The sequence below is a fragment of the Streptomyces sp. NPDC060000 genome, assembly GCF_042737375.1.
Classification (GTDB): Bacteria; Actinomycetota; Actinomycetes; order Streptomycetales; family Streptomycetaceae; genus Streptomyces.
Window position 1 is genome coordinate 1 of sequence record NZ_JBHWUU010000102.1, and the last position, 23,724, is coordinate 23,724.

21 protein-coding genes and 2 tRNA genes are annotated in these 23,724 nt (G+C 70.3%); 19 read left to right on the forward strand and 4 right to left on the reverse strand.

The features are described from left to right. The first annotated feature begins 115 nt into the window (after positions 1-115). Positions 116-1,336 (forward strand): glycosyltransferase family 2 protein, encoded by a 1,221-nt coding sequence (locus ACFWBB_RS37445; protein ID WP_385282094.1) that lies wholly within the window; start codon positions 116-118, stop codon positions 1,334-1,336. A gap of 78 nt (positions 1,337-1,414) precedes the next feature. Here ACFWBB_RS37445 and ACFWBB_RS37450 read toward each other — a convergent pair whose 3' ends face one another. Further along, positions 1,415-2,812: a polysaccharide pyruvyl transferase family protein gene (locus tag ACFWBB_RS37450; protein ID WP_385282097.1), complete on the reverse strand. Its 1,398-nt coding sequence runs from the start codon at positions 2,810-2,812 to the stop codon at positions 1,415-1,417. Positions 2,813-3,027: 215 nt separating this feature from the next. Here ACFWBB_RS37450 and proB point away from each other — a divergent pair, with 215 nt between their 5' ends. From proB to ACFWBB_RS37475, 5 genes are all read left to right on the forward strand, one after another. Then, entirely contained in the window at positions 3,028-4,209 is a 1,182-nt protein-coding gene (proB, locus tag ACFWBB_RS37455) for a glutamate 5-kinase (protein WP_385282100.1), read from the forward strand. A gap of 123 nt (positions 4,210-4,332) precedes the next feature. Continuing rightward, positions 4,333-4,890 carry a hypothetical protein gene (locus tag ACFWBB_RS37460; protein ID WP_385282103.1) on the forward strand — a complete coding sequence of 186 codons (558 nt, stop codon included), beginning with the start codon at positions 4,333-4,335 and terminating at the stop codon, positions 4,888-4,890. Positions 4,891-5,166: 276 nt separating this feature from the next. Further along, positions 5,167-6,453, forward strand: a complete 1,287-nt coding sequence (locus ACFWBB_RS37465) for a glutamate-5-semialdehyde dehydrogenase (RefSeq protein ID WP_385282106.1) — start codon at positions 5,167-5,169, stop codon at positions 6,451-6,453. A gap of 93 nt (positions 6,454-6,546) precedes the next feature. Next, on the forward strand, positions 6,547-7,131 hold the full coding sequence (locus ACFWBB_RS37470; protein WP_385282109.1) for a hypothetical protein: 585 nt from the start codon (positions 6,547-6,549) through the stop codon (positions 7,129-7,131). Positions 7,132-7,197: 66 nt separating this feature from the next. Then, positions 7,198-8,268 (forward strand): hypothetical protein, encoded by a 1,071-nt coding sequence (locus tag ACFWBB_RS37475; RefSeq protein WP_385282112.1) that lies wholly within the window; start codon positions 7,198-7,200, stop codon positions 8,266-8,268. 38 nt (positions 8,269-8,306) lie between these two features. Here the strand turns inward: ACFWBB_RS37475 and ACFWBB_RS37480 are convergent, their stop codons facing one another. Further along, a complete protein-coding gene (locus ACFWBB_RS37480) occupies positions 8,307-9,440 on the reverse strand; it encodes a M48 family metallopeptidase (protein WP_385282167.1) in 1,134 nt (377 codons plus the stop codon). A 155-nt stretch (positions 9,441-9,595) separates the two neighbouring features. Between ACFWBB_RS37480 and ACFWBB_RS37485 the strand changes: the two genes are divergently transcribed. From ACFWBB_RS37485 to ACFWBB_RS37530, 10 genes are all read left to right on the forward strand, one after another. Continuing rightward, positions 9,596-9,757 carry a hypothetical protein gene (locus ACFWBB_RS37485; protein ID WP_385282115.1) on the forward strand — a complete coding sequence of 54 codons (162 nt, stop codon included), beginning with the start codon at positions 9,596-9,598 and terminating at the stop codon, positions 9,755-9,757. A 145-nt stretch (positions 9,758-9,902) separates the two neighbouring features. Next, positions 9,903-10,067 carry a hypothetical protein gene (locus tag ACFWBB_RS37490; protein ID WP_385282118.1) on the forward strand — a complete coding sequence of 55 codons (165 nt, stop codon included), beginning with the start codon at positions 9,903-9,905 and terminating at the stop codon, positions 10,065-10,067. 97 nt (positions 10,068-10,164) lie between these two features. After that, complete coding sequence (gene nadD, locus ACFWBB_RS37495) at positions 10,165-10,791, forward strand: nicotinate-nucleotide adenylyltransferase (protein ID WP_385282120.1); 627 nt, start codon at positions 10,165-10,167, stop codon at positions 10,789-10,791. Between the two features lie 16 nt (positions 10,792-10,807). Next, positions 10,808-12,670 (forward strand): LCP family protein, encoded by a 1,863-nt coding sequence (locus tag ACFWBB_RS37500; protein WP_385282123.1) that lies wholly within the window; start codon positions 10,808-10,810, stop codon positions 12,668-12,670. Positions 12,671-12,791: 121 nt separating this feature from the next. Then, a complete protein-coding gene (gene rsfS, locus ACFWBB_RS37505; protein ID WP_385282126.1) occupies positions 12,792-13,238 on the forward strand; it encodes a ribosome silencing factor in 447 nt (148 codons plus the stop codon). After that, on the forward strand, positions 13,235-13,909 hold the full coding sequence (locus tag ACFWBB_RS37510) for a histidine phosphatase family protein (protein WP_385282130.1): 675 nt from the start codon (positions 13,235-13,237) through the stop codon (positions 13,907-13,909). Before rsfS ends, ACFWBB_RS37510 begins: the two co-directional genes overlap by 4 nt. A gap of 92 nt (positions 13,910-14,001) precedes the next feature. Continuing rightward, positions 14,002-14,074 (forward strand) — tRNA-Ala (locus ACFWBB_RS37515). A 411-nt stretch (positions 14,075-14,485) separates the two neighbouring features. Next, complete coding sequence (locus tag ACFWBB_RS37520; RefSeq protein ID WP_385282133.1) at positions 14,486-14,659, forward strand: hypothetical protein; 174 nt, start codon at positions 14,486-14,488, stop codon at positions 14,657-14,659. Between the two features lie 3 nt (positions 14,660-14,662). Beyond that, positions 14,663-14,896, forward strand: coding sequence for a hypothetical protein (locus ACFWBB_RS37525; protein WP_003976229.1), 234 nt, complete (start codon positions 14,663-14,665; stop codon positions 14,894-14,896). Between the two features lie 195 nt (positions 14,897-15,091). After that, a tRNA-Ala gene (locus ACFWBB_RS37530) sits at positions 15,092-15,164 on the forward strand. Between the two features lie 141 nt (positions 15,165-15,305). Here the strand turns inward: ACFWBB_RS37530 and ACFWBB_RS37535 are convergent. Continuing rightward, positions 15,306-16,916 (reverse strand): NADH-ubiquinone oxidoreductase-F iron-sulfur binding region domain-containing protein, encoded by a 1,611-nt coding sequence (locus tag ACFWBB_RS37535; RefSeq protein WP_385282137.1) that lies wholly within the window; start codon positions 16,914-16,916, stop codon positions 15,306-15,308. After that, positions 16,913-18,172, reverse strand: coding sequence for a cytochrome b/b6 domain-containing protein (locus ACFWBB_RS37540; RefSeq protein WP_385282170.1), 1,260 nt, complete (start codon positions 18,170-18,172; stop codon positions 16,913-16,915). Before ACFWBB_RS37540 ends, ACFWBB_RS37535 begins: the two co-directional genes overlap by 4 nt. 546 nt (positions 18,173-18,718) lie before the next feature. On the opposite strand from ACFWBB_RS37540, the gene leuS reads away from it, so the two are divergent. The 3 genes from leuS to ACFWBB_RS37555 all read left to right on the forward strand — a co-directional run bounded on the left by leuS (position 18,719) and on the right by ACFWBB_RS37555 (position 23,701). Beyond that, entirely contained in the window at positions 18,719-21,655 is a 2,937-nt protein-coding gene (leuS, locus tag ACFWBB_RS37545) for a leucine--tRNA ligase (RefSeq protein ID WP_385282140.1), read from the forward strand. 301 nt (positions 21,656-21,956) lie between these two features. After that, the gene (locus tag ACFWBB_RS37550) at positions 21,957-22,697 is read left to right on the forward strand and encodes a hypothetical protein (RefSeq protein WP_385282143.1); all 741 of its coding nucleotides are present in this window, start codon (positions 21,957-21,959) and stop codon (positions 22,695-22,697) included. A gap of 158 nt (positions 22,698-22,855) precedes the next feature. Next, positions 22,856-23,701 (forward strand): DegV family protein, encoded by an 846-nt coding sequence (locus tag ACFWBB_RS37555; protein WP_385282146.1) that lies wholly within the window; start codon positions 22,856-22,858, stop codon positions 23,699-23,701. Positions 23,702-23,724 lie beyond the last annotated feature (23 nt).

Here is a 23,724-nt window from a genome sequence, read left to right on the forward strand (position 1 = left end):
CATCATGTGATGTGGAACACTTACCGAAACCCAGGCAACCCGCCCCGTTCATCCACCGTCTACCGGGTATCCAAAGCGTTCATATGGGGGAACCGGTGTGTGCTGAGAGGGAAAAGTGACCGTTGCGCAGCCTGACGTCACGGTGGTCATCGGGGCGTACGAAGCCATGCCGTACCTGGTCGAGTGCCTGGCGTCGGTCGAGGCACAGACCCTGGACGCGGCGCGCCTGGAGGTCATCGCCGTCGACGACGGTTCCCAGGACGGCACCGGGGAGTACCTGGAGGAGTTCGCGGCCCGTGCCCCCATGGCCGTCACGGTGGTCCGCCAGGCAAACTCCGGCGGCCCCAGCGGCCCGCGCAACGTCGGCCTCTCCAAGGCCACCGGCCGCTACGTCTTCTTCCTCGACGCCGACGACCGGCTCGGCGCCGAGGCCATGGAGCGCATGGTCGCCATGGCCGACCGCAACGGCACGGACGTGGTCCTCGGCCGGGTCGAGGGCATCAACCGCAACCCCCCGAAGTCGATGTGGGGCAAGACCCTCGACCGCACGGACGTCTACTCCTCCAACATCAAGTTCACGCTCAGCGCGCAGAAGCTGTTCCGGCGGGAGTTCCTGGAGCGCCACGGCATGACCTTCGACGAGTCCCTGTGGACCGGCGAGGACGCCCTGTTCACGATGGAGGCCTATCTGCGGGCCGACGGCGTCTCCGTGGTCGCCGACTACACCTGCTACTACCTGGTGGGCCGCACCGACGGCAAGCAGGTGACGAAGACCGGCAGCTACACCCTGCGCTTCGACTCCGCGCGCGCCCTGATGGGCCTGCTGGAGCGACTCGTCCCGCCAGGCGCCAAGCGGGACGTGCTCATGGTCCGCCCTTTCCTCGTCACCGTGCTGCCGCAGTTCGGGCCCGTCTTCCTCAGGAACGACGAGGAGATCCGGCGCACCAAGATGGAGCTGGCCAAGCCGCTGATGGACGCCTACTGGAACGAGGGCGTCGCCCAGCGGCTCCGGGTCCACGAGCGGCTGCGCCTTGAACTGGTGGCCCGGCAGCGCCCCGAGCTCCTCGTGGACGTCCTCGAGTTCATCAAGGCCAAGACCGCGCCGACGCCGATCCTGAAGAAGCGCAACACCCAGCTCTACCTGGCCTACCCGCACTACGGCTCCCGCACGGCCGGCCTCCCCGACCGGATCTACCTCGCCGAGCCCCGCGAGGCCAAGGAGTTCCCGGGCTGGCGCAGCGACCCGACCGAGAACTTCCTGCGCGGGTTCACCCGCAAGGTGCGCCGGAAGCTGCGCCGGCGCCCGGTGCGACCGGGCGGCACCGCGGCCGTCTGAGGGAGAGGCGCGTGCGGACCCGTCGGCCGCCGCGGTGCTCCGGGGCGGCGCGGTGCTCCGGGCAGTCGGCCGGGCGGCTTACTTGCCGGGCTTCAGCGCACGGCGCAGCGGACCTCCGACCGCGCGCCTCGCGCGGCGGTAGATCGACGGTGCGGGCATGACCGCGGCGGCCCTGGCGGCCTTCGCGCCCGACCGGTTCTTCGCCAGGTCCCGCGTCAACTGGGCGTTGTGCGAGTCCAGTTCGGTGATGCGCTGCTGGAGCCAGCCGAACCGGCCGGCCAGGGAGGCGAGGTCGGCGTCGTTCCAGGGGCGCACGCCCGCCGGGAAGGAAAGCGAGCGCAGCTTCTTGTCGAAGGCCTCGCCGCCGTCGCCGTGGGTGAAGGTGTTCGGCAGCCCGTTCTTGTCCAGGAACGCGGTGAACCGGTCGAAGCGCTTCTTGTGGTTGCCGGTGAGCCCGGTGAAGTCGGCCTCCTCGTAGAGCTCGGCCGGGTCGAGATCCGCGGGCACCTCGCTGAGCAGCCGGTGCGGTATCTCGAAGTAGCGGCACAGCTCCAGCGTGCGCGAGTCGAAGGCCAGCACGGTCGCGGGCGTGCCCGCGAGCAGCGCCGCGATGTTGCCGTGGATGCGCGAGCCGAACGAGTAGTCGAAGTCCCGCAGGTCGTCTATCCAGGTGATCGGGTCGATGTAGACCCGGGCCTTGTCCTCCCGGTACTTGGGGTGGTCGGGGTGGGTCGGCATCTCGGTGATCCGGCCGGCCGGGGAGTCCACGTCCCGCCAGTGCAGCTGCCTGGCGTCGGTGAGGTTCTGGCCTATGTAACGCAGGTGCGGGTAGCGCTCGTGGGTGCGGGTGATGACCTTGTGCAGACCGCCGCCGCGCACCGCGGTGTGCGAACCGTTGATGCCGATCCGCGACTCCGCGGTCAGCGTCGCCGTCTTCTTCTCGACGGGCAGCCGGTCGCCGTACATGAACATCGACGGGCAGCCGATGACCTCGACGTCCCGGAAGCCCATGTCGGTGAGGTACTGCTCGGTGAACTCGCCCCGCACGCCTATGGAGGCGCTGCGCTCCAGCACCGCCGCGCAGAATGCGCGCACGCTGGGCTCCATCGGCTTCAGCCGCGCCGGATCGTAGGTCACACCGGTCTGGGCACCCACGCCCATCACCACGACCGGGATCTTCAACTTGCCGATGAGCCCGGTCAGCCGCTTGAGCGACTGCTCGAAGGTCGGCCGGAAGGCGTTGGCGAGCGGCACGACGAAGGCGTCGTACTCCTCGTTGATCCGGGCCGCCGCGTTCACATCGGTCCGCATGCCGTTCGAGAAGACCTCGGAGTCCGGCGTGGTGAGGATCTTGTGCGCGGCATCACTGAAGATCAGGTTGCCGGAGTTGGTGGCGATCACGTCACGGTGGAGGGCCTCCTCCACCGGGACGACGTCGAAGGGGCTCTTCCCCGATCTCAGGAGTATGCGCTTCACAGGGCGAACTGTAGGTGACACAAACTTCAAAATAAATTTGTGTTCTCTTCAAATTCCATGGGGAACCAGTGCAACCTTTTTGCCGTACGCAAAGCGTGAGCAAACGATTACGGGACAGGTCTGTCCGCGCAGTGAAACCCCGCGCGGCCTCCGCCCCCGTTCGCGTAGATTGCCGGACGGGCAGCCGTCGACCTACGCAAGGGGCGAACAACAAGGTGGCAGGGGCAAGGCAGGCCGTGAGCGAGGCCCGCAGGATCGTCGTGAAGGTCGGCTCCTCGTCGCTGACCACAGCCTCCGGCGGGCTCGACGCCGACCGGGTCGACGCGCTCGTCGACGTCCTCGCCAAGAGCCGGAACGTGGGCGTGGCCCGAAGGGCCTCGGCTGAGGGTGGTGGTGGAAGACGGGGGGGCGGCGGCGAGAAGGAGATCGTTCTCGTCTCGTCCGGTGCGATCGCCGCCGGTCTGGCCCCGTTGGGCCTGCGCCGCCGGCCCCGGGACCTGGCCCGCCAGCAGGCCGCGGCGAGCGTCGGCCAGGGCCTGCTCGTGGCCCGCTACACCGCCTCCTTCGCCCGCCACGGCGTCCGCGTCGGCCAGGTGCTGCTGACCAGCGACGACATGAGCCGGCGCGCCCACCACCGCAACGCCTCCCGCACCCTCGACGAGCTGCTCGCGATGGGCGCCTTCCCCATCGTCAACGAGAACGACACGGTGGCCACCGACGAGATCCGCTTCGGCGACAACGACCGGCTCGCCGCCCTCGTCGCCCACCTCGTCCGCGCCGACCTGCTGGTCCTGCTGTCCGACGTCGACGGCGTCTACGACGGTGACCCGGGCAGGCCGGGCACCTCGCGCATCGCCGAGGTGCGGGGCCCCCGGGACCTCGCGCACGTCGAGATCGGCAGCACCGGCAAGGCGGGCGTCGGCACCGGCGGCATGGTCACCAAGGTCGAGGCCGCCCGGATCGCGGCCGCCGCCGGCATTCCCGTGGTCCTCACCAGCGCCGTCCACGCGGCCGACGCCTTCACCGGCGGGGACACCGGAACCTACTTCCACCCCACCGGCAAGCGCTCCGCCGACCGGCTGCTGTGGCTCCAGCACGCCTCGACCCCGCAGGGCTCCCTGACGCTGGACGACGGTGCGGTGCGCGCGGTCGTCGAGCGGCGCACCTCACTGCTGCCGGCCGGGATCGCCGCCGTCGAGGGCGAGTTCAGCGCGGGCGACCCCGTCGAACTGCGCGACACCCGGGGGCACGCGGTGGCCCGCGGCCTCGTCAACTTCGACGCCAAGGAAATCCCCCAGCTGATCGGGCGGTCGACCAGGGAACTGGCCAAGGAGCTCGGGGCGGAGTACGAGCGTGAGGTCGTCCACCGGGACGACCTGGTGATCCTGCACCCGTAAACCCGCTCGAACGGTCCGTACCGGTGGGGGACGTTCCGTGAAACCGCCCCACGGAGCCGTGCGGCCTGCTCAACTTTGTTCCAGGGACAGATTCCGCACGAGCGCTGCGTAAAGGAGGCCGTCGTGAGACGAGTGCGCCCTGGGGTGGCAGCGGCCCGTGGGAGTACCGGCGAATCGGCTTCGGCGTCGCCGCGTACGGGCGGCCCGGCGTCGGCACGCGCCACGGGCCAGGCGCCCTCGCGCGCGCCCGGCGAGGAGCGGGCCCTGACCAGTGTGGCGGCCGGCGAGCGGTACCTGGCCCAGGAGGGCGCCGAGTCGAAGGCCGGGCAGCCCGTGGATGTCCCGCGGCTGTGGCATGTCACGCTCAGCGTCTCCGGTGGGGAGGCTCCGCTGCCGGAGGTCCGGCGGGCCCTCGAGCAGCTCGCCCATGACCACCCCTTCCTCCTGACCAGCAGATACGCGGGCGACCACGCGGAGATCCGGTACTGGGAGGAGGCCCGCGACCTGCATGACGCGGCGGCCGTCGCCCTGCGCCTGTGGGGCGAGCACCGCCAGACCGCCGGACTGCCGCCGTGGGAGATCGTCGGCCTTGAGGTCATCGACCGCCAGACCTACCACCAGCGCATCGCGGAGGGCTACGGCCCGGCCCCGGCGACCCCGGTCGGCGTCCACCCCTACTGAAGCGGTCACCGGTACGCGCGCCGCAGTGTTCCGTCAGGTGCTCGGCGAGTGCGTCCGGTAGCTGGTTCGACGGGTGCTTCGGCGGACGGCCCGGAAGGCGCTCCGGTGGGTGCTTCGGCGTACGGTCCCGAAGGAATCCGGAAGGCAGTCCCGAAGGCAGTCCCGAAGCCGCTTCGGCGGGCGGTCCGGCGGGTGTTCCGCGACACCGGGACCCGGCACATCTCGGGGTGTGGAACGAACGGTGAAGCGGCCCGCGCGGCGCACTACCCTTCCCCTATGACCACGCTCTCGCCGTACGACTCCATGTCCCCGGTAACCCGCGCCGCCTACCGCGCCAAGGCGGCCGCCGCCGACCTCGCGCCGCTGCCCCGGGCCGCCAAGGACGACGCGCTGCTCGCCATCGCGGACGCGCTGGAGGTCCGTACGAGCGAGATCGTCGAGGCCAACGCGAAGGACATCGCCAAGGCGCGCGAGGCGGGCACCAGCGAGGCGATCGTCGACCGGCTGACCCTCACCCCGGAGCGGGTGCGGGCCATCGCCTCGGACGTCCGCGAGGTCGTCGCGCTGCCCGACCCGGTCGGTGAGGTCGTCCGCGGTTCCACCCTCCCCAACGGCATCGACCTGCGTCAGGTCCGCGTCCCGCTCGGCGTCGTCGGCATCATCTACGAGGCCCGCCCGAACGTCACCGTGGACGCCGCCGCGCTCTGTCTCAAGGCCGGCAACGCCGTTCTGCTGCGCGGCTCGTCCTCCGCCCACGAGTCCAACACCGCTCTCGTCCGGGTGATCCGCGACGCCGTCGGCGGGGCCGGACTGCCCGCCGACGCCGTGCAGCTGGTGCCCGGCGAGGGCCGCGACAGCGTGCGCGAGCTGATGCGCGCCCGCGGTCTGGTCGACGTCCTCATCCCGCGCGGCGGCGCCTCGCTCATCCGGACCGTCGTCACCGAGTCCACCGTCCCGGTCATCGAGACCGGCACCGGCAACTGCCACGTCTACGTCGACGCCCACGCCGACCTCGACATGGCGATCGACATCCTGATCAACTCCAAGGCGCACCGGGTCAGCGTCTGCAACGCCGCCGAGACCCTCCTGGTCCACCAGGACATCGCCCCCCGGTTCCTGCCCCGCGCCCTCGACGCCCTCGCGGACGCGGGCGTGACCGTGCACGCCGACGAGCGGGTGCTGGCCTACGCCCAGGACTCCAAGGCGACCGTCGTCGAGGCCACGCCCGAGGACTGGGAGACGGAGTACCTCTCCTACGACATCGCCGCCGCCGTCGTCGACTCGCTGGACCGGGCCGTCGAGCACATCCGGCTGTGGACCTCCGGCCACACCGAGGCCATCGTGACCACCTCGCAGCAGGCCGCCCGCCGGTTCACCCAGCTGGTCGACTCCACCACGGTGGCCGTGAACGCCTCCACCCGCTTCACCGACGGCGGCCAGTTCGGCTTCGGTGCGGAGATCGGCATCTCCACCCAGAAGCTGCACGCCCGGGGCCCGATGGGCCTGCCGGAGCTGACCAGCACCAAGTACATCGTCACGGGCGACGGACACGTACGGCGCTGAGGCCTTCCCGGGACGTCGTGAGAGGCGTCTCATCCGGCGGATGAATCTGCCTACCGCCTGCCCAAACCGACCCCCCAGGTCTACTCTGGAATTGTGCCGGAGGACGTGGGGGGTTTGCCGTTTCCCGACGGCTGGGAGCCCGACGACGACCACGACCGCGGGGTGTCGGACGAAGAGTTCGCCTCCGTGGTCTTCGACGAGGCCTTCGTCAAGGCGGCCGTGGTGCACGAGCCGACCGCCGTCGAACGCCTCCTGGCCGCCGCCGAGGCGAGAGCCGAGGCCTCCGAGAGCGAGGCTCGCCGCGCCCGCGCCCGGGGCGATCGCCACGACGACACCTACGGTTCCGACGGACCCGGCGATTTCGGCCATGATCCGGACCTCGACGACCTGGACGACGCCGACCTCCCCGAAGCTTGGAAGCGCCGCTACGGCGTAACCGGTGCGTATGGCAGACAGGTCCGCTGGCATCGCCCCGTGGCCTGGATGCTCGCCCTCGTGATGGGTGTCGGCATGGTCGCGCTGGCCTTCGCCGCGGTCTACCGGGGCGCGTCCTCGAGCAGCCGGGACCAGGTGCCGTCGCCCGCCACGACCGGTCTCGAACAGGGGAGTGTGCCGCCGCCCTCGGCGTCCGCCGACAACTCCCGGCCACCCGTCCCGGCGGTGCCGCGCACGCCCTGAGCGCCCGTCAGAAGTTGTGGTACGGCGGGGCGTTTACCCGGGGTCCGCGCGACCTACTCTCAAAGTATGGCCGGGCCTGGAGACCCACCGGAGGGGACACCCGAGGGCACATCCGGAGGTGGAGAGGACGAGTACCGATCCGTCGTCTTCGACGAATCGTTTGTCCGCGCTGCCCGCATCCAGGAGTTCTCCGCGCAGGAGCGCATGGCCGACCACGCGCCCGCCGTCCGCCGCCGACCACCCCTGCGCCGGGGCCTGTCGCGGCAGGTGCTGATCCTGGTCGTGCTGATCGCCGTCGCCTTCGGCACCGCCGTCTACATGGGCGTGCGAAACCCCTACGAGAGCTCTGAAATGCGCCGGTCCGTCGAACCCCTGCGGATGACCGTCATCCCGCTCTCCCCGCTGGGCGTCGTGCCCGGGGCGGCCGACCCGGAGTCGCTGTTCGCGCACAGCCCCGCCGCACAGTTCCGCATCGGCGCCGAGGGCATCCCGCTGCCCGCCTCCCGGCGCACCGCGCACTTCTCCGACAGCCAGGTCGTCACCGCCCTGACCACGGCCAAGGAGTACATCGTGCACTCCTCCCTCTATCCGGAGGTGCTCACCCGGCAGCAGGTCCGGCCCGTGCGGACCCTCATCGTCGCCGACCAGCTCGACCAGTTCGACGAGAGCTTCAGCCACCCGGCCGCCGACGGCAGGCACGCGCCGACCGGCTGGCTGGTCCGCTTCGACCCCGCCAAGGCCCAGCTGGCCGACGACAGGATCCGTGTCCAGGGCACGCTCCAGGCCGCCGAGACCGACTCCTCGACCCTCGAGGTCACCGCCGACCACACCTTCGTCTACGCGCTGCGGCCGACCGGTGCCGGTGTCGATACCGCGGCCTCCCTCTTGACCGTCCGCCGCGAGCTGCACTTCCGCTTCGACCGCACCGACCTGCGCACCCACCAGGTCCAGCTGATCGTGTCCTACGTCCAGGCCGGCCCGCTGTCCTGCGCCGAGGACTCCACGAACCACCTGCTTCCCCTGCTCGCCGGCCAGACCGCGAAGACGGGTGGCCCGGCCGGCACGGACCCCTATGCGACGGGCGGTGTGACGGCCCTGTGCGGATCGCTCGCGACGAGCGCGCAGCCGAAGGTGTGAATCCGGGTCGTCCTTGCGGGGGCTCCGACGGTCTCGGCTCAGTCCTGGGTGCGCGGAGGCGTGTCCGTCGGTCCGTCCGAGCCGTCCGAGCCGTTTCTCGGCGGCTGGTCCTCCGCCGGCGCCGAACCCGCGAACCCGCCGAAGCCGCGCCGCACCCGGCCGCCCAGGTCGCCGGCCCCGCCCGCGAGGTCGCTGACCAGCTTCATCAGCGGGTCCTTTGAGCTCTTGACGCTGGTCGCGTAGTGGGCGGCGGACTCGCGGAAGGAGTCCGTCACCGAGGTGTCCTTGTCCTCGGTGCGCCGCGGGTAGTGGCCGTCCATGATCCGCTGGTGGTCGCGGGACTCGGCCCACTTCTTCAGCTCGGCCGCGCGCACGGTGGTGAAGGGATGCGTGCGCGGCAGCACGTTGAGGATCTTCAGCACGGAGTCGCGCAGGTCGCCGCCGGCCTCGTACTCCTCGGCCTGCTTCAGGAACGCGTCCACGTTCATCTCGTGCAGGTGGTTGCCGCCGGCGATCTTCATCAGGCCGCGCATCGAGGCCTTCAGGTCCTGGCCGACCAGGAGACCCGCCCGGTCGGCGGAGAGTTCCGACTTGCGGAACCACTCGCGCAGCGCCGTGACGATCGCCATGATCGCGAGGTTGCCCAGCGGGATCCAGGCGACCCGGATCGCCAGATTCGTCAGGAACAGCAGGATCGTGCGGTACACGGCGTGCCCGGACAGGGCATGGCCCACCTCGTGGCCGACGACCGCGCGCATCTCCTCCTCGTCGAGCAGCTCGACGAGCCCCGTGGTGACGACGATGATCGGCTCGTCCAGACCGATGCACATCGCGTTGGGCTGCGGGTCCTGGGTGACGTACATCGGCGGGACCTTCTCCAGGTCCAGGATGTAACAGGCGTCCCGCAGCATGTCGTTGAGGTGCGCGAACTGCTGGTCGGAGACCCGCACCGAGTCGGACAGGAACAGCAGCCTGAGGCTTCGCTCGGGCAACAGTCCGCTGAGCGCCTTGAACACGGTGTCGAAGCCGCTCAGTTTGCGCAGCGCCACCAGGGCGGAGCGGTCGGCGGGGTGCTCGTACGCACGTGAGGAGATCCCCGGGAAGCGCCGGCGCTGTCTGCTCGGCGCGTTCTCCTGGCCGGTGCCGCTCTGCTGGTGGCCGTCGTCGGACATGTCTTCCCCCATGTGCGTCTGTGTGGCCGCTACCTGCTGTGTGGCCTCTGTCTGACCCTTTGCGGGCCCTTGTGCGGCCCTTTGCGCCCCCGAAGCAGAGCCCAGCCTAGGCGGAGTTACCTTGGACGGGCACTACACCGAAGGAGTCCCGCACCATGGAGCACCACCCCGCAGCCGCCTGGCTCACCGAAGCCGCCGACGCCGCCCAGCACCAGGGGGCGGGGAATCTGCTCCGGGTCGTCCTGGTCGTGATGATTCTGGGTTGTGCGCTCACCGCGTGGTTCCTGCTGCGGGGCTACAAGCGGAAGGACGACTGAGCCGCCGGGAAGGTTCCCGATGGCGGAGTCGGCGTGATCGCCGCGCGGCCGCCCGCTTACGATGGGCCGACGTCTTTATTCCGCCCTCCCCCACACTCGGCTTCGCTCGAGCGGGGGGACCACCATCGGATAGGTCCTGCCGAAGATGAGCCTTCACAGCGCCGCTGCCCAGCTGGTCACCCTCGCCGCCGAGGGCGAGGAGCACGGTGGCAACCACGAGAGCCTCAGCCCGTATGTCACCGGCGGCAGCGCGTTCCTCATCCTGCTGCTCCTGCTGTGGATCACCACCCGCTTCAACCGCGACCGCTGAGCCACCACGTGTTCACCGACGGGCAGTCCGGCATAGCGGGGCGCTCCGGGCATCGGCCGACCGGGGCCCCCGGACCGGGCCGGTAGGGTCTGCACGCATGGGAGAGCAGGACATGCCTACCAGCCCGTCGAACCCGGGCAGGCGACGCCTCGGCGTCATGGGCGGGACGTTCGATCCGATCCACCACGGACACCTCGTGGCGGCCAGTGAGGTCGCCGCGCAGTTCCGCCTGGACGAGGTCGTGTTCGTCCCGACCGGCCAGCCGTGGCAGAAGACCCACCGCAGTGTCTCCCCGGCCGAGGACCGCTACCTGATGACGGTCATCGCGACCGCCGAGAACCCCCAGTTCTCGGTGAGCCGTATCGACATCGACCGCGGCGGCCCCACCTACACCGTGGACACGCTGCGCGACCTGCGGGCCCTCAACCTAGAGAGCGACCTGTTCTTCATCACCGGCGCCGACGCCCTGGGGCAGATCCTGACCTGGCGGGACAGCGAGGAACTGTTCTCCCTCTCGCACTTCATCGGCGTCACGCGGCCGGGACACAACCTCACGGACCCCGGTCTGCCCGAGGGCGGTGTCTCGCTCGTCGAGGTGCCCGCGCTCGCCATCTCCTCCACAGACTGCCGTGCGAGAGTCGCCAAGGGCGACCCCGTCTGGTATCTGGTGCCGGACGGAGTCGTGCGCTACATCGACAAGCGCGAGCTGTACCGCGGCGAGTGAGCCGAGAGGGGTACCGGTGAACGACCGATACGACGCGGGTTACGGGGGCGGCCAGTACGAACTCGTCGGCTACGACGAGTTCGGGCAGCCCGTCTACCGACAGGTCCCGGCGCAGCAGATGCCGCAGCAGTCCTACGACCCGTACGAGCAGCAGGGGCAGCAGACGCACCAGCCCCAGGTGCAGCAGGGGCAGCAGACGCACCAGCCCCAGGTGCAGCAGGGGTACGGCTACGACCCGTACGCCACGGGTGGGCAGCAGCAGACGCCCGGCTACGACCCGTACGACACCGGTCAGCAGCCGCCCACGCCCGCCTACGACCCGTACGACACGGGTCGGCAGGTTCCCGTCGGCTACGACCACGACCCCTACGGCACCGCGACGCAGGCCCCGTACGACCCCTACGGGCAGACCGCCACCAGCGGACAGCAGCCCCGGGTCGAACAACCCCGTGCGGCCGGGCAGACCGCCTACATCCCGCAGCAGAGCGGTCCGGTCGAGACCGACGCAGCGGCCGACGACGGCGGGCGGGCCGGCGCGCCGGCGGACGGCCGCGGCGCGTCCGAGACCTCCGGGCAGCAGCCCCGACCGGACTACGGGACCGAGCAGTTCGCGTTCGTGGAGGAGCCCGACGGCGACTCCGAGGACGTCATCGACTGGCTGAACTTCACCGAGAACCGCACCGAGCGCCGTGAGGGGGCCAAGCGCCGCGCCCGCAGCCGCGTCGTCGCCCTCGTCGTGGTCCTCGCGCTGGTCGCGGTCGGCGGAGTGGGCTACCTCTGGTACGCCGGGAAGCTGCCCGGCCTTTCGTCGTCCTCTGACTCCGGCACCGGCACCACGACCGCCGGCGCGGCGCAGAAGCGTGACGTGGTCGTCGTCCATCTGCACAACACCGCCGGCGGCGGTACCTCCACGGCGCTGCTCGTCGACAACGCCGGCACCAAGCAGGCCGCCACGGTCCTGCTGCCCAACTCCCTCGTCATCACGGACGAGGACGGCACCACGACGACCCTCGCCAAGTCCGTCGACGACGACGGCTCGGCCGGCACGCGCGACGCGCTGGACACCGTCCTCGGCACCGACATCGAGGGCACCTGGCGGCTCGACACGCCCTACCTCCAGAACCTCGTCGACCTCGTCGGCAACATCGAGGTCGACACCGACGCGGCCGTGCCCGACCCGGCCGCCAAGAAGGGCGGGGCGCCCCTGGTCAACAAGGGCGAGAACCAGACACTCAGCGGCAAGGCGGCCGTCGCCTATGCCACCTACCGCGCCCCGGGCGAGGCCCAGAACGCCCAGCTGGAGCGGTTCGGCCAGGTCATGCAGGGAGTGCTGCGCAAGGTGTCGTCCGACGCGCAGGGCGCCACCGTCACCGTCCAGACCCTTGCGCAGATCCTCGACCCCTCGCTGACCGACAAGGACCTCGGCGCCTTCCTGGCCAAACTCGCGGACCTCGCCAAGGGCGGCGACTACAGGACCGCCCTGCTGCCCGTCCAGACCGACGGGACCCTCAACGCGGAGGCCAGCGCGAGCGTCGTCAAGGACGTCCTCGGCGGCGCGGCGAAGAGCCCCGACAAGGACGCGGCCGTCAGCGTCTCCGTCCAGAACGCCAGCGGCACCAAGGGGAACACCGAGGACGCGCGCGTGGTGCTCCTCAACGGCGGCTTCACCTTCCTGGAGGCGGCCACCCCTTCGGACACCGAGACGGCCTCCCAGGTGCTCTACGGGGACGCCGCCGGCAAGGCGAACGCCACCGAGGTGGCCAAGACCCTGGGGCTGGACGACGACGTGGTGAAGAAGGGCACGGTCCCGGCGAACGCCGACGTCGCGGTCGTCCTGGGCGAGGACTACAAGCCCTCCTCGGCCGGGTCGGCCGGCTGAGAGCACCCGCGGGGGACGGACGTGAGCGGCCCCCGCGCGGGTGATCCCTCCAGCACGTGGGGTGCCGTCGGCGGTCCGTGAGACCCTTGGGGACAAGTGTCCGCCGACGGAAAGCCACGTAGTGACCGCCACTGACCGCTCCATCGAGCTCATCCAGTCCGCCGCGCAGGCGGCTGCCGACAAGCTCGCGCACGACATCATCGCCTACGACGTCAGCGACGTGCTGTCGATCACGGACGCCTTCCTGCTGGCGTCCGCGCCCAACGACCGCCAGGTCAAGTCGATCGTCGACGAGATCGAGGAGCGCCTCCAGAAGGAGCTCGGCGTCAAGCCGGTGCGCCGGGAGGGCGACCGCGACGCCCGCTGGATCCTGCTCGACTACGTCGACATCGTCGTCCACGTCCAGCACAGCGAGGAGCGTGTCTTCTACGCTCTGGAGCGGCTCTGGAAGGACTGCCCCGAGCTGGAGCTGCCCGCCGACGCCAAGGCGACCCGCGGCAAGGCCCAGGAGCACGCCAAGCTGCAGGCCGAGGAGGACGACGCCGCCGGATTCGAGGACCTGCGGTGAGTGCTGCCGCGCCGACCGCCGCGGACCGCGGGCCCGGCCGGGGCCGCCGCGTCATCCTGTGGCGGCACGGCCAGACGGCCTGGAACGTGGAACGCCGCTTCCAGGGCACGACGGACGTGCAGCTGACCGAGACCGGCGTGGCCCAGGCCCGCCGCGCCGCCCGGCTGCTCGCCTCGCTCCAGCCCGACGCGATCGTCTCCTCGGACCTGTCGCGGGCCGCGGACACGGCCGCCGAGCTCGTCGCCCTCACCGGCCTCGAGGTCACCCATGACGAGGCCCTGCGCGAGACGTACGCGGGCGACTGGCAGGGGCTGACGCACGACGAGATCATCGCCCGCCACGGCGAGCAGTACGCCGCCTGGAAGCGCGGTGAGCCGGTCCGCCGGGGCGGCGGCGAGCTGGAGACCGAGGTCGCCGACCGCGCCGCTCCCGTAGTGCTCCGGCACGCCGAGAAGCTGCCCGAGGACGGCACGCTCGTCGTCGTCAGTCACGGCGGCACGATCCGGACCACCATCGGCCGTCTCCTCGGTCTGGAGGCCCAGGACTGGGAGGGCCTCGGTGGTCTCTCCAACTGCTGCTGGTCCGTCCTCGGCGAGGGCGCTCGGGGCTGGCGCCTGCTCGAGCACAACGCCGGCACCCTGCCCGAGCCGGTGCTCGGCGACGACGACTGAGAGCCGTGCGGCCGCCGGGACCCGGATTTCACTTTCCGGCAGGTCGCAGGCTAAAGTTCTTCTTGTTCGCCCGCCGAGCGGGAGGAACGCGAGGGGCTATAGCTCAGTTGGTAGAGCGCCTGCATGGCATGCAGGAGGTCAGGAGTTCAATTCTCCTTAGCTCCACAGATCGACACGAAGATCCCGTCCCTCAGGGGGCGGGATTTTTTGTGGCCGCACTCTGGCCGCCGACCTGATGAGCACCGGCCGGCGTCCGGCGTAGGGGCGCGGGTAGGGGCGCGCGGGATGGACCGGCCGGGCCTCGTGCTCCTGGGCGCCGCCCTCGCCTGCGAGCCCGGCACGCCGGTCCGCGTCGAGGTGTTCGCCACACTGTTCTTCGACCGGCTTGAGTCACTTGGGGCCCCGGAGGCGTATACCTCTGCGGAAGCGCTTCTCACATGCATGTTCGCGCTCGCTACGACACCAGCCCCGGGTGCCGTGTCCGGACTGGTACTGAGGCGTCGCTGACCGTATTGGCCCGGCCGTGGCAGAATCAAACGGCCGGAAGGGAGCGCGGCCCGACGGGAGGGAGTAGCGATGCCTGCGAGCATCCTCGGAGAGGTCGGTCACCTCTCCGAAGCGGCGGTGACACCGGACAAGGCCACCCGGCTCAGCTGCCCCTCCTGTGGTTCCGGTCATGTGGCCCAGGTTCTCGGTGACAACGGCGGAGTTTCCTACGTGTGCACGGCCTGCGGCCACAGCTGGAGCTGATCGATGGGTGCACACAGGCGGAAGTGCGACTGGTGCGGCAGCGGCACCCCGATCGTCCGTGACATGGAGCCGGTCAACCCCGATTACCAGTACTGGTGCGAGGAATGCGCGCGGGCGCTGATCATAAAGGGCGACCCGATCGAGACGTACCGTGAGCTGGAGGGCGAGCCGATCTACGGACGGCTCCTCGAGGAACACTGCACGCTCAAGCGCTTCTATTCGTTCGTCACCGCTTGACCGCGCACGGCTTGACCGCACATCCGTCGATCCGCGCGCCGCTCGACGTCGTGTTCCATTCGATCTCCCGTATCGACTGAAAACGGACAGGGCGGAAACGATTTGGTGGTCCACCCTCCGGGCCGGTAATGTTGGCGTCGCCGCCGGGGAAACCGGGCGACACGGTCGGTAGGCAGCTTCGCTGCTCGACCACGAGGGGCTATAGCTCAGTTGGTAGAGCGCCTGCATGGCATGCAGGAGGTCAGGAGTTCAATTCTCCTTAGCTCCACAGCAGATCCCGCCGGATCGGATTCGATCCGGCGGGATCTTTTTGCGTTCGGCGTTCGGCGTTCGTCTTCGGACGTTCCGTCAGGGTCGCCCGGACCGGGGCCGCCTGTTCTCGGGCGGCCCCCTGTCGTCGTCGTACCGCTCAGCGGCCGAGGGCGCGGCGGCCGCGGCCCTGGGAGAGGACCGGGAGATTGCGGGCGGGCGCCTGTGCGCGTGTGTCCTCCTCGACGCGCAGGGCCAGCGCCGGGCAGCGGCGTACCGCGCGCAGTGCCTTCGCCTCCGCGTACTGCGGCACCTTGGCCTGCGCGACGGTCGGGAAGCCGTCGGCGCCGAGTTGGAAGACCTCCGGGAGGATGTCGGCGCACAGACCGTGGCCACGGCACAGCGTCCAGTCGACGAAGATCTTCTGGCGGCTCGAGCCGCTCTCCTCCGGCGCGTTGCCGCTCGTGATGCCCGCCGGGGCCATGCCGGCCTCGAAGAGCGGCAGAACGCCCTCCACGGGCCGTCCGCAGCCGTTGCCGAGCACATGCGCGGCCAGGTCGTCGGTGAACGCCTTGATGGTCGACTCCAGGAACATCGCGGAGCCGTCCGGGTGCGAGCACGCACCGCGGCGCTTGACGTTCTTGGCGACCTGCTTGAGCGCCTCCAGGGCGGCCGGGCCGCCGCCGTTGATGATGTCCTCCATGCCGCGCGCGGCGGCCGGCAGACCCAGGTAGCAGGGGCCGCACTGTCCCGCGCTCTCGTCGGCCAGCCACTGGGCCACGCGCAGGGACTCGCCCAGCGGGCACGTCTCCTGGCTGATCGGCAGGATCGCGCCGGCGCCGAGCGCCCCGCCCACCGCGTCGAGGGAGTTGCGGGAGACGATCGCCTCGTTGACCGTCGCCGCGTCGATCCACTTGCCGTGGTAGCCGCCGGTCAGCACGCCCTGGGGCACCGGCGGGGCGCCGGCGAGCTGAAGGACGTAGCGCAGCGGCACGCCCGTGGGGACCTCGATCACCATCGGGCGGGCGACCGCCCCGGAGACCGTCAGCATGACGGTGCCGGGCTCGTCGTACAGGCCGGTGTTGCCGTAGCGCTCCGGGCCGATGCGCGCGGCGATGGCCAACTGGGCGAACGTCTCGGCGTTGGACAGCAGGGTCGGCGCACCGCCGACACCGTTCTGCGAGGCGCTGACCTTGCGGCCGGGCGGGACCGCCGGGCCGCCGTCGATGGAGCGGATCAGCGACGCCGCGGCGCCGGTGACCATGCGGATCGGGTTGCGCTGGACGGATGCCTTCAGCGCCGACCTGCGGCCGTTGCTGAGGCCGCGCTCGGCGAGCGCGGCCTCCATGGAGCGCTGGGTCGATTCGCGGGTGACCCCCACCACGAGCGTGCGGGCACCCAGCGCCTCCGCTACCAGCAGCGCGCCGTCCAGGATGAGGTGCGGGGCACGGTTGATGAGCACCGTGTCCTTGCGGCAGGCCGGTTCGTCCTCGCTGCCGTTGACCACGACGACCGGCCGTACACCGCGCTTGATCGCCGCCTCGGCGACCGAGCGGAGCTTCCTGTGGAAGGGGAAGCCCGCGCCGCCGCGGCCCTTCAGGTTGATGTTCTCGGAGAGCTTCGCGAGCGCCTCTCCGCCCAGGGGTTCGAGCGGCCCGTGCACCTTGAGGTGCATGGGCAGGTCGAGTCTCTCGACAAGGTCGAAGCCCGACGTGAGCTGCGGAAGCCCGACCACGCGGACTTCTGGGACGTCGGGCAGGGCCTCGTTCACCTATAGCCTCCGGAAGGCGTGTTCCAAGGTTCGCCCGAACCCGGCGTGTCGAACGACGCGCCGGGCGATGGTTCATTGGCGGGACCGCTGTTGTACGTGTCGTTCTGGTTGTACGTGCCGTATGCGGGGTTCGTCTCACCGGTGTTGTACACATCACGTGCGCCGTACCCGGGAGTGCCCGAATTGTCGTAGACCGGGATGTTGAATCCCGTGTCCTGCAGCGGGTCGTAGGCGGACGGGGGCGCCTCGCCGACCGGCGGCGGGGACGGGATCGGCCAGCTGCCCGAGGTGCTGCCGCCGTTGTCCACCCGCGGGATGGCCTCGGTGGCCTGGATGTCGAACGGCAGGTTCATCCGCGCCGTCTGGTCGGCAGCGTAGGGCTGCTGCTGACCGCGCTGCGGTGTGTTGACGGCGCGGTAGGCGGCCGCGAAGCCGTTCGCGGGCTCCGGGGCGGCGGGCGCGGGCGTGTCGTACAACGGGGACGACGACGGCGACATGCGGGTGGAGTTCATCGTGTCGGTCAGCGGCGAGCGGCCCGAGCGGCCCTCGTAGCCGGGCAGTGCCGACGATCCGGTCTCGGTCATACGCGCGCGTGACGCGTCGAGGCCGTCCATGGCGGAGCGGTCCTGCGTACCCAGGAGCGTGGTGATCCGGTCGGCGACCTTGCGCTTGAACGGGCGCGGGGCGGAGCGCAGCGCGAGGGCGGCCATGACCCCGGCCAGGCACAGCTCGTACGAGACCATGAAGAACGGCTTCGCCGCGCGCCCCGCGAACAGGCCGTGGATCAGGGCGGCGCACAGGGCCGGGTAGGCCAGCATGTGCATCGCGCGCCAGCGGGCGGCGACCTCGGCGGGTGCGGCGAACTGGTTGCGCAGCGCGCCGGTGATGCCGACGAAGATCATGAGGAGGGCGGCCAGGGAGCCGAGGCCGATGAGTCCGGCGCTGCCCTTGATGCCCAGGCTGAACGGGATCAGCGCGGCGATCAGGACGGTGTGCTCCAGCGCCAGCTTGACGGTGATGTGCACCACGAGGAACGCGATGGAGCCGACGGCGGTCACGCGGTGGACGCCCTGCGCGAGGATCCGCTGGCGGGTATTGAGGATCAGCCGGTCCTGGGCCACGAGGCCCCAGATGACCGAGCAGGTCAGGCATACCAGCGACAGCACGCCCGCACCGAAGTTGAGGAATGCCTGGAACTGGTCGCCGCCGACCAGCACGACCACGGGTATGAGGACCAGGACGACAGCCGTCGCCATCCCGTAGACCGACCGGCCGGCCTTGGGGAGCGAGCTGTTACTAGAACGAGGGTTCATGGGGGCAACTCCGAGCAGTTTCGGGAAAGCGGTCCCGCTGCCGAACTCTAAGTGGCTCCATACCGATGGGTACGAGGTTTGAGTTATTGCGCTGTTATCAAACGACAATGTGACTGGTGTGATGTCCCTTAGCTACTGTTACGCGAAGTAACACTTGACCTTGGTTCAGTTTTGGCCCGCCCTTCCGGTCGCAGCAACGTTGTCGCGACCATGCATACGTACGCGCGCGGCAGGCTGCTCAAGGCTCGCGGAACCGCGTCGCGGCGTGCTGACGGCTCGCGAAACCGCGTCGCCGCGCGCTGAAGGCCTGCGGTACCCTAACGCCATGCGTGCTGTACGCCTTCTGCTTAGCGAGCCGCGCTGATCAGTCCCGACCGCCGGTGAACGGACGGTTCGGAATCGGCGCGGCGTCCCCTCCTGTGCGAGGGGATTTTTCGTTTCCTGGACGACAACCTGCTGGCAGAGACGATCGATGGAGCTTTGAGGACCATGAGCGAGACGAACCCCGCTGCCGCCGCCGCACCGGCGGAGGCCGCGCCGCACCGCTACACGGCTGTCATGGCCGCCGAGATCGAGGCGCGCTGGCAGGACTTCTGGGACGCCGAGGGTACGTACGCCGCACCGAACCCGAAGGGCGACCTGGCCGGTGACGCCGAGCTGGTGGCCCGGCCCAAGAAGTTCATCATGGACATGTTCCCGTACCCCTCCGGTACGGGCCTGCACGTCGGCCACCCCCTGGGCTACATCGCGACCGACGTCTTCGCGCGCTTCCAGCGGATGACCGGCCACAACGTCCTGCACACCCTGGGCTTCGACGCCTTCGGCCTGCCCGCCGAGCAGCACGCCGTGCAGACGGGCGAGCACCCCCGGATCACCACCGAAGCCGCCATCAACAACATGAAGTCCCAGCTGCGCCGGCTGGGCCTGGGCCACGACAAGCGGCGGTCGTTCGACACGATCGACCCCGAGTACTACAAGTGGACGCAGTGGATCTTCCTGCAGATCTTCAACTCCTGGTACGACGAGGAGGCGGACAAGGCCCGCCCGATCGCCGAACTGATCGCCCGGTTCGAGTCCGGTGAACGTGCCGTACCGGGGCACACGCGCGCGTGGCACGAGCTGACCGCCACCGAGCGCGCCGACGTCCTGAGCGAGTTCCGCCTGGCCTACGCCTCCGACGCCCCGGTGAACTGGTGTCCGGGCCTGGGAACCGTGCTGGCCAACGAGGAGGTCACCGCCGACGGGCGCTCCGAGCGCGGCAACTTCCCCGTCTTCAAGGCCAAGCTGCGCCAGTGGAACATGCGCATCACCGCGTACGCGGACCGCCTGCTGGACGACCTGGACGCCCTGGACTGGCCCGAGGCCATCAAGCTGCAGCAGCGCAACTGGATCGGCCGTTCCGAGGGCGCCCGCGTCGACTTCCCTGTGGACGGCGAGCGGATCACGGTCTTCACCACCCGCCCGGACACCCTGTTCGGCGCGACCTACATGGTGCTGGCACCCGAGCACCCGCTGGTCGACAAGTTCACCCCGGAGACCTGGCCCGAGGGCACGCACGACGTCTGGACCGGCGGTCACGCGACCCCGGTCGAGGCCGTCGCCGCGTACCGCGCGCAGGCCGCGTCGAAGTCCGACGTCGAGCGCCAGGCCGAGGCCAAGGACAAGACCGGCGTCTTCACCGGCGTGTACGCGACCAATCCGGTCAACGGCGAGCAGGTGCCCGTCTTCATCGCCGACTACGTCCTGATGGGCTACGGCACCGGCGCGATCATGGCCGTCCCGGCGGGCGACCAGCGCGACTTCGAGTTCGCGCGCGCCTTCGAGCTGCCGATCCGCTGCATCGTCGAGCCGACCGACGGCCGGGGCACCGACACGTCGACGTGGGAGGACGCCTTCGGGTCGTACGACGCGAAGATCATCAACTCCTCCAACGGCGACATCTCGCTGGACGGCCTGGGCGTCGTCGACGCCAAGGCGCGCATCACCCAGTGGCTGGCGCGCGAGGGCATCGGCGAGGCCACCGTCAACTTCCGCCTGCGTGACTGGCTGTTCAGCCGCCAGCGCTACTGGGGCGAGCCCTTCCCGATCGTCTACGACGAGGACGGCGTCGCCCACTCGCTGCCCGAGTCGATGCTGCCTCTGGAGCTGCCGGAGGTCGAGGACTACTCGCCGCGCACCTTCGACCCGGACGACGCGAACACGTCCCCCGAGACGCCGCTGTCGCGCAACCAGGACTGGGTGGACGTCACCCTGGACCTGGGCGACGGCGCCGGCCCGCGCCCGTACCGCCGCGAGACCAACACCATGCCCAACTGGGCCGGTTCCTGCTGGTACGAGCTGCGTTATCTGGATCCGCACAACAGCGAGAAGCTCGTCGACCCGGAGATCGAGCAGTACTGGATGGGTCCCCGCGAGGGGCAGCCGCACGGCGGTGTCGACCTGTACGTGGGCGGCGCCGAGCACGCCGTGCTGCACCTGCTGTACGCGCGCTTCTGGTCCAAGGTGCTGTTCGACCTGGGGCACGTCTCCTCCGCGGAGCCGTTCCACAAGCTGTTCAACCAGGGCATGATCCAGGCCCATGTCTACCGTGACAGCCGCGGCTTCCCGGTGTCGGCCGCCGAGGTGGAGGAGCGCGACGGCGCGTACTTCTACCAGGGCGAGAAGGTCAGCCGCCTGCTGGGCAAGATGGGCAAGTCCCTGAAGAACGCGGTAACCCCGGAGGCGATCTGCGCCGAGTACGGCGCCGACACCCTGCGGCTGTACGAGATGGCGATGGGCCCGCTGGACGTCTCGCGCCCGTGGGACACGCGCGCGGTGGTGGGCCAGTACCGCCTGCTGCAGCGGCTGTGGCGCAACGTCGTCGACGAGACCACCGGCGAGGTGACCGTCGTCGACGCCGAGCCCGGCGAGGACATCCAGCGCGCCCTGCACAAGGCGATCGACGGGGTGCGCCAGGACCTGGAGGGCCTGCGCTTCAACACCGCCATCGCCAAGATCACCGAGCTGAACAACCACCTGACCAAGGCGTATGGGAGTGGCGGGGCCGCAGGCCCCTCGGTTGAGGGTGGTGGGCGACGGGCGGGAGCGGTGCCGCGCTCCGTCGCCGAGGCCCTGGTGCTGCTGGTCGCTCCGCTGGCCCCGCACATCGCCGAGGAGCTGTGGCGTCGGCTGGGTCACACCGACTCGGTCGTCCACCAGGACCTGCCGGTCGCCGACCCGGCGTACGTCGTGGACGAGAGCGTGACCTGCGTCGTGCAGATCAAGGGCAAGGTCAAGGCGCGCCTGGAGGTGTCCCCGGCCATCTCCGACGAGGAGCTGGAGAAGGTGGCGCTGGCCGACGAGGGTGTCGTGAAGGCGCTGGGCGGGGCCGGTATCCGCAAGGTCATCGTGCGGGCGCCGAAGCTGGTGAACATCGTTCCGGCTTGAGCTTGAGCTTGAGCTTGAGCCTGAGCGCGAGTCTGAGCTCGAGCCTGACGGGGCGGCGGCGCGTATCACCACGCCGTACGCGTGACCAGGCCGTACGCGTGACCCTCTGTACGCATGACGAGGCTGTACGCGTGACGGGGACGGGCGGAGCGCGGGCCGGTGGACGCGGCTCCGGGTAGTCCCCTACGGGCAGGTTCGGGGTTCTTCTGGAACTCCGGGCCTGCCCGTCTCGTTTACCGTTTGTAGTGCGGCGTGCCATGTGCGGCGCCGGACATGTCATGGCGGGCCCGAGGAGGAGCTGGTGGAAGCAGTGATCACAGTCGTCGCCCTGCTCTTCGTGCTCTTCCTGGTGCTCGGCGCCTACGCCACGGTGAAAGTGATCGGTGCCGCCAAGCGGGGCGTCGACCGCACCATCGACCAGGCCCGTCGCACGGTCGAGGATCACACCCTGCGGGCCAAGTCCTTCGCCCAGCTCGGACCGGCCGGTGAGATCGCCCAGTTGAGGCTCAAGCTGCGCACGTCGATGCGGGCCACCCAGGACGCGCTGTACGCGGGCGCCACCGAGGACGAGTCGCTCAAGGAGTCCCTGGCCCTGTTCCAACGGCTCAGCGAGCACGGGCGCGAACTGGACAGCGAACTCAAGCGCCTGGAGTCCGAACCTGACCGGGCCACGCTCGCCGCCCGACTGCCCTCCCTGAGGGAGCGTACCGAGCGCATCACGGGATCGGCGGACTCGCTGCGCTGGGCGGCCCGCGACCGTGCCCACCGCTTCGCGGACGACGACCTCGACTCCCTCAGTGCCCAGATCGACGTCGAGGCCGGTGCCCTGCGGCACTGGACCACGGCGGACTCCTCCTCCCGGACGCCGCCGCCCCCATGGCCCGAGGCGCCGACCGCCGACGGCTCGGCGGCAGGACAGACCTGGCCCGGGACACCAGGTGACCGCGCCGCGCAGGAGCCGACCCGGCCCGCCATCACCCCACCGGGACAGCGCCCCGCATACCCGTGGCAGAAGAAGCCGCGTCCCGAGAGCACCACCTGATACCGGTGCGGGATTTCCGCACTCCGGGATCTTGGTTCGGCGCGCGAAGCGGTCCCGGGTTCGGTGTCGCTGGACGGGGTATTTGATTCGGTCAAGGCTGGTCCGGCTGCGAGGGCCCGGGCTGCCGTACGGGGGCTACGCCAGGTAACCTCCAGGTCATGTCCCGCCATGTCGCGATCGTCACGGATTCAACGGCCTACCTGCCGCAGCGGACGATGGAGCATCATGGCATCACCGCGGTGCCCCTGACCGTCGTCCTCGGCGACCAGGCCCTTGAAGAGGGCAACGAGATCTCGACCCGTTCTCTCGCCCAGGCGTTGCAGAAGCGACGCTCCGTCACGACCTCGCGCCCCAGCCCCCAGCTCTTCGCCGAGACGTACCGCAGAATCGCCGAGTCCGGCGCCTCCGGCATCGTCTCCCTCCACCTCTCCGCCGAGCTGTCCGGCACCTACGACGCGGCGGTCGTCGCGGCACGCGGGACACAGGTGCCGGTGCGGGTGGTGGACACCGGCATGGTCGCGATGGCGCTCGGCTTCTGCGCGCTCGCGGCGGCCGAGGTCGCGGAGACGGGCGGCACCGTCGACGAGGCGGTCACCGCGGCGGAGAAACGGGCCGCCGGCACCTCCGCCTACTTCTACGTCGACACCCTTGACTACCTGCGCCGCGGCGGCCGGATCGGCGCCGCCCAGGCCCTGTTGGGCTCCGCGCTCGCGGTGAAGCCGCTGCTCCAGCTGAACGGGGGGCGCATCGACCTGCTCGAGAAGGTGCGGACGGCGTCGAAGGCGATCGCCCGCCTGGAGGAACTCGGGGCCGACCGGGCGGGCAGCGCGCCGGTCGACATCGCCGTGCATCATCTCGCCGCTCCCGACCGGGCGTCCGCTCTCGCCGACCGTCTGCGATCACGTGTGCCGGGACTCGCCGACCTGCATGTGAGCGAGGTCGGCGCGGTGATCGGGGCGCACACCGGCCCAGGGCTGCTGGGAGTCGTGGTCTCACCGCGCTGAGGCCGGTTCAAGGTCGGCTCACC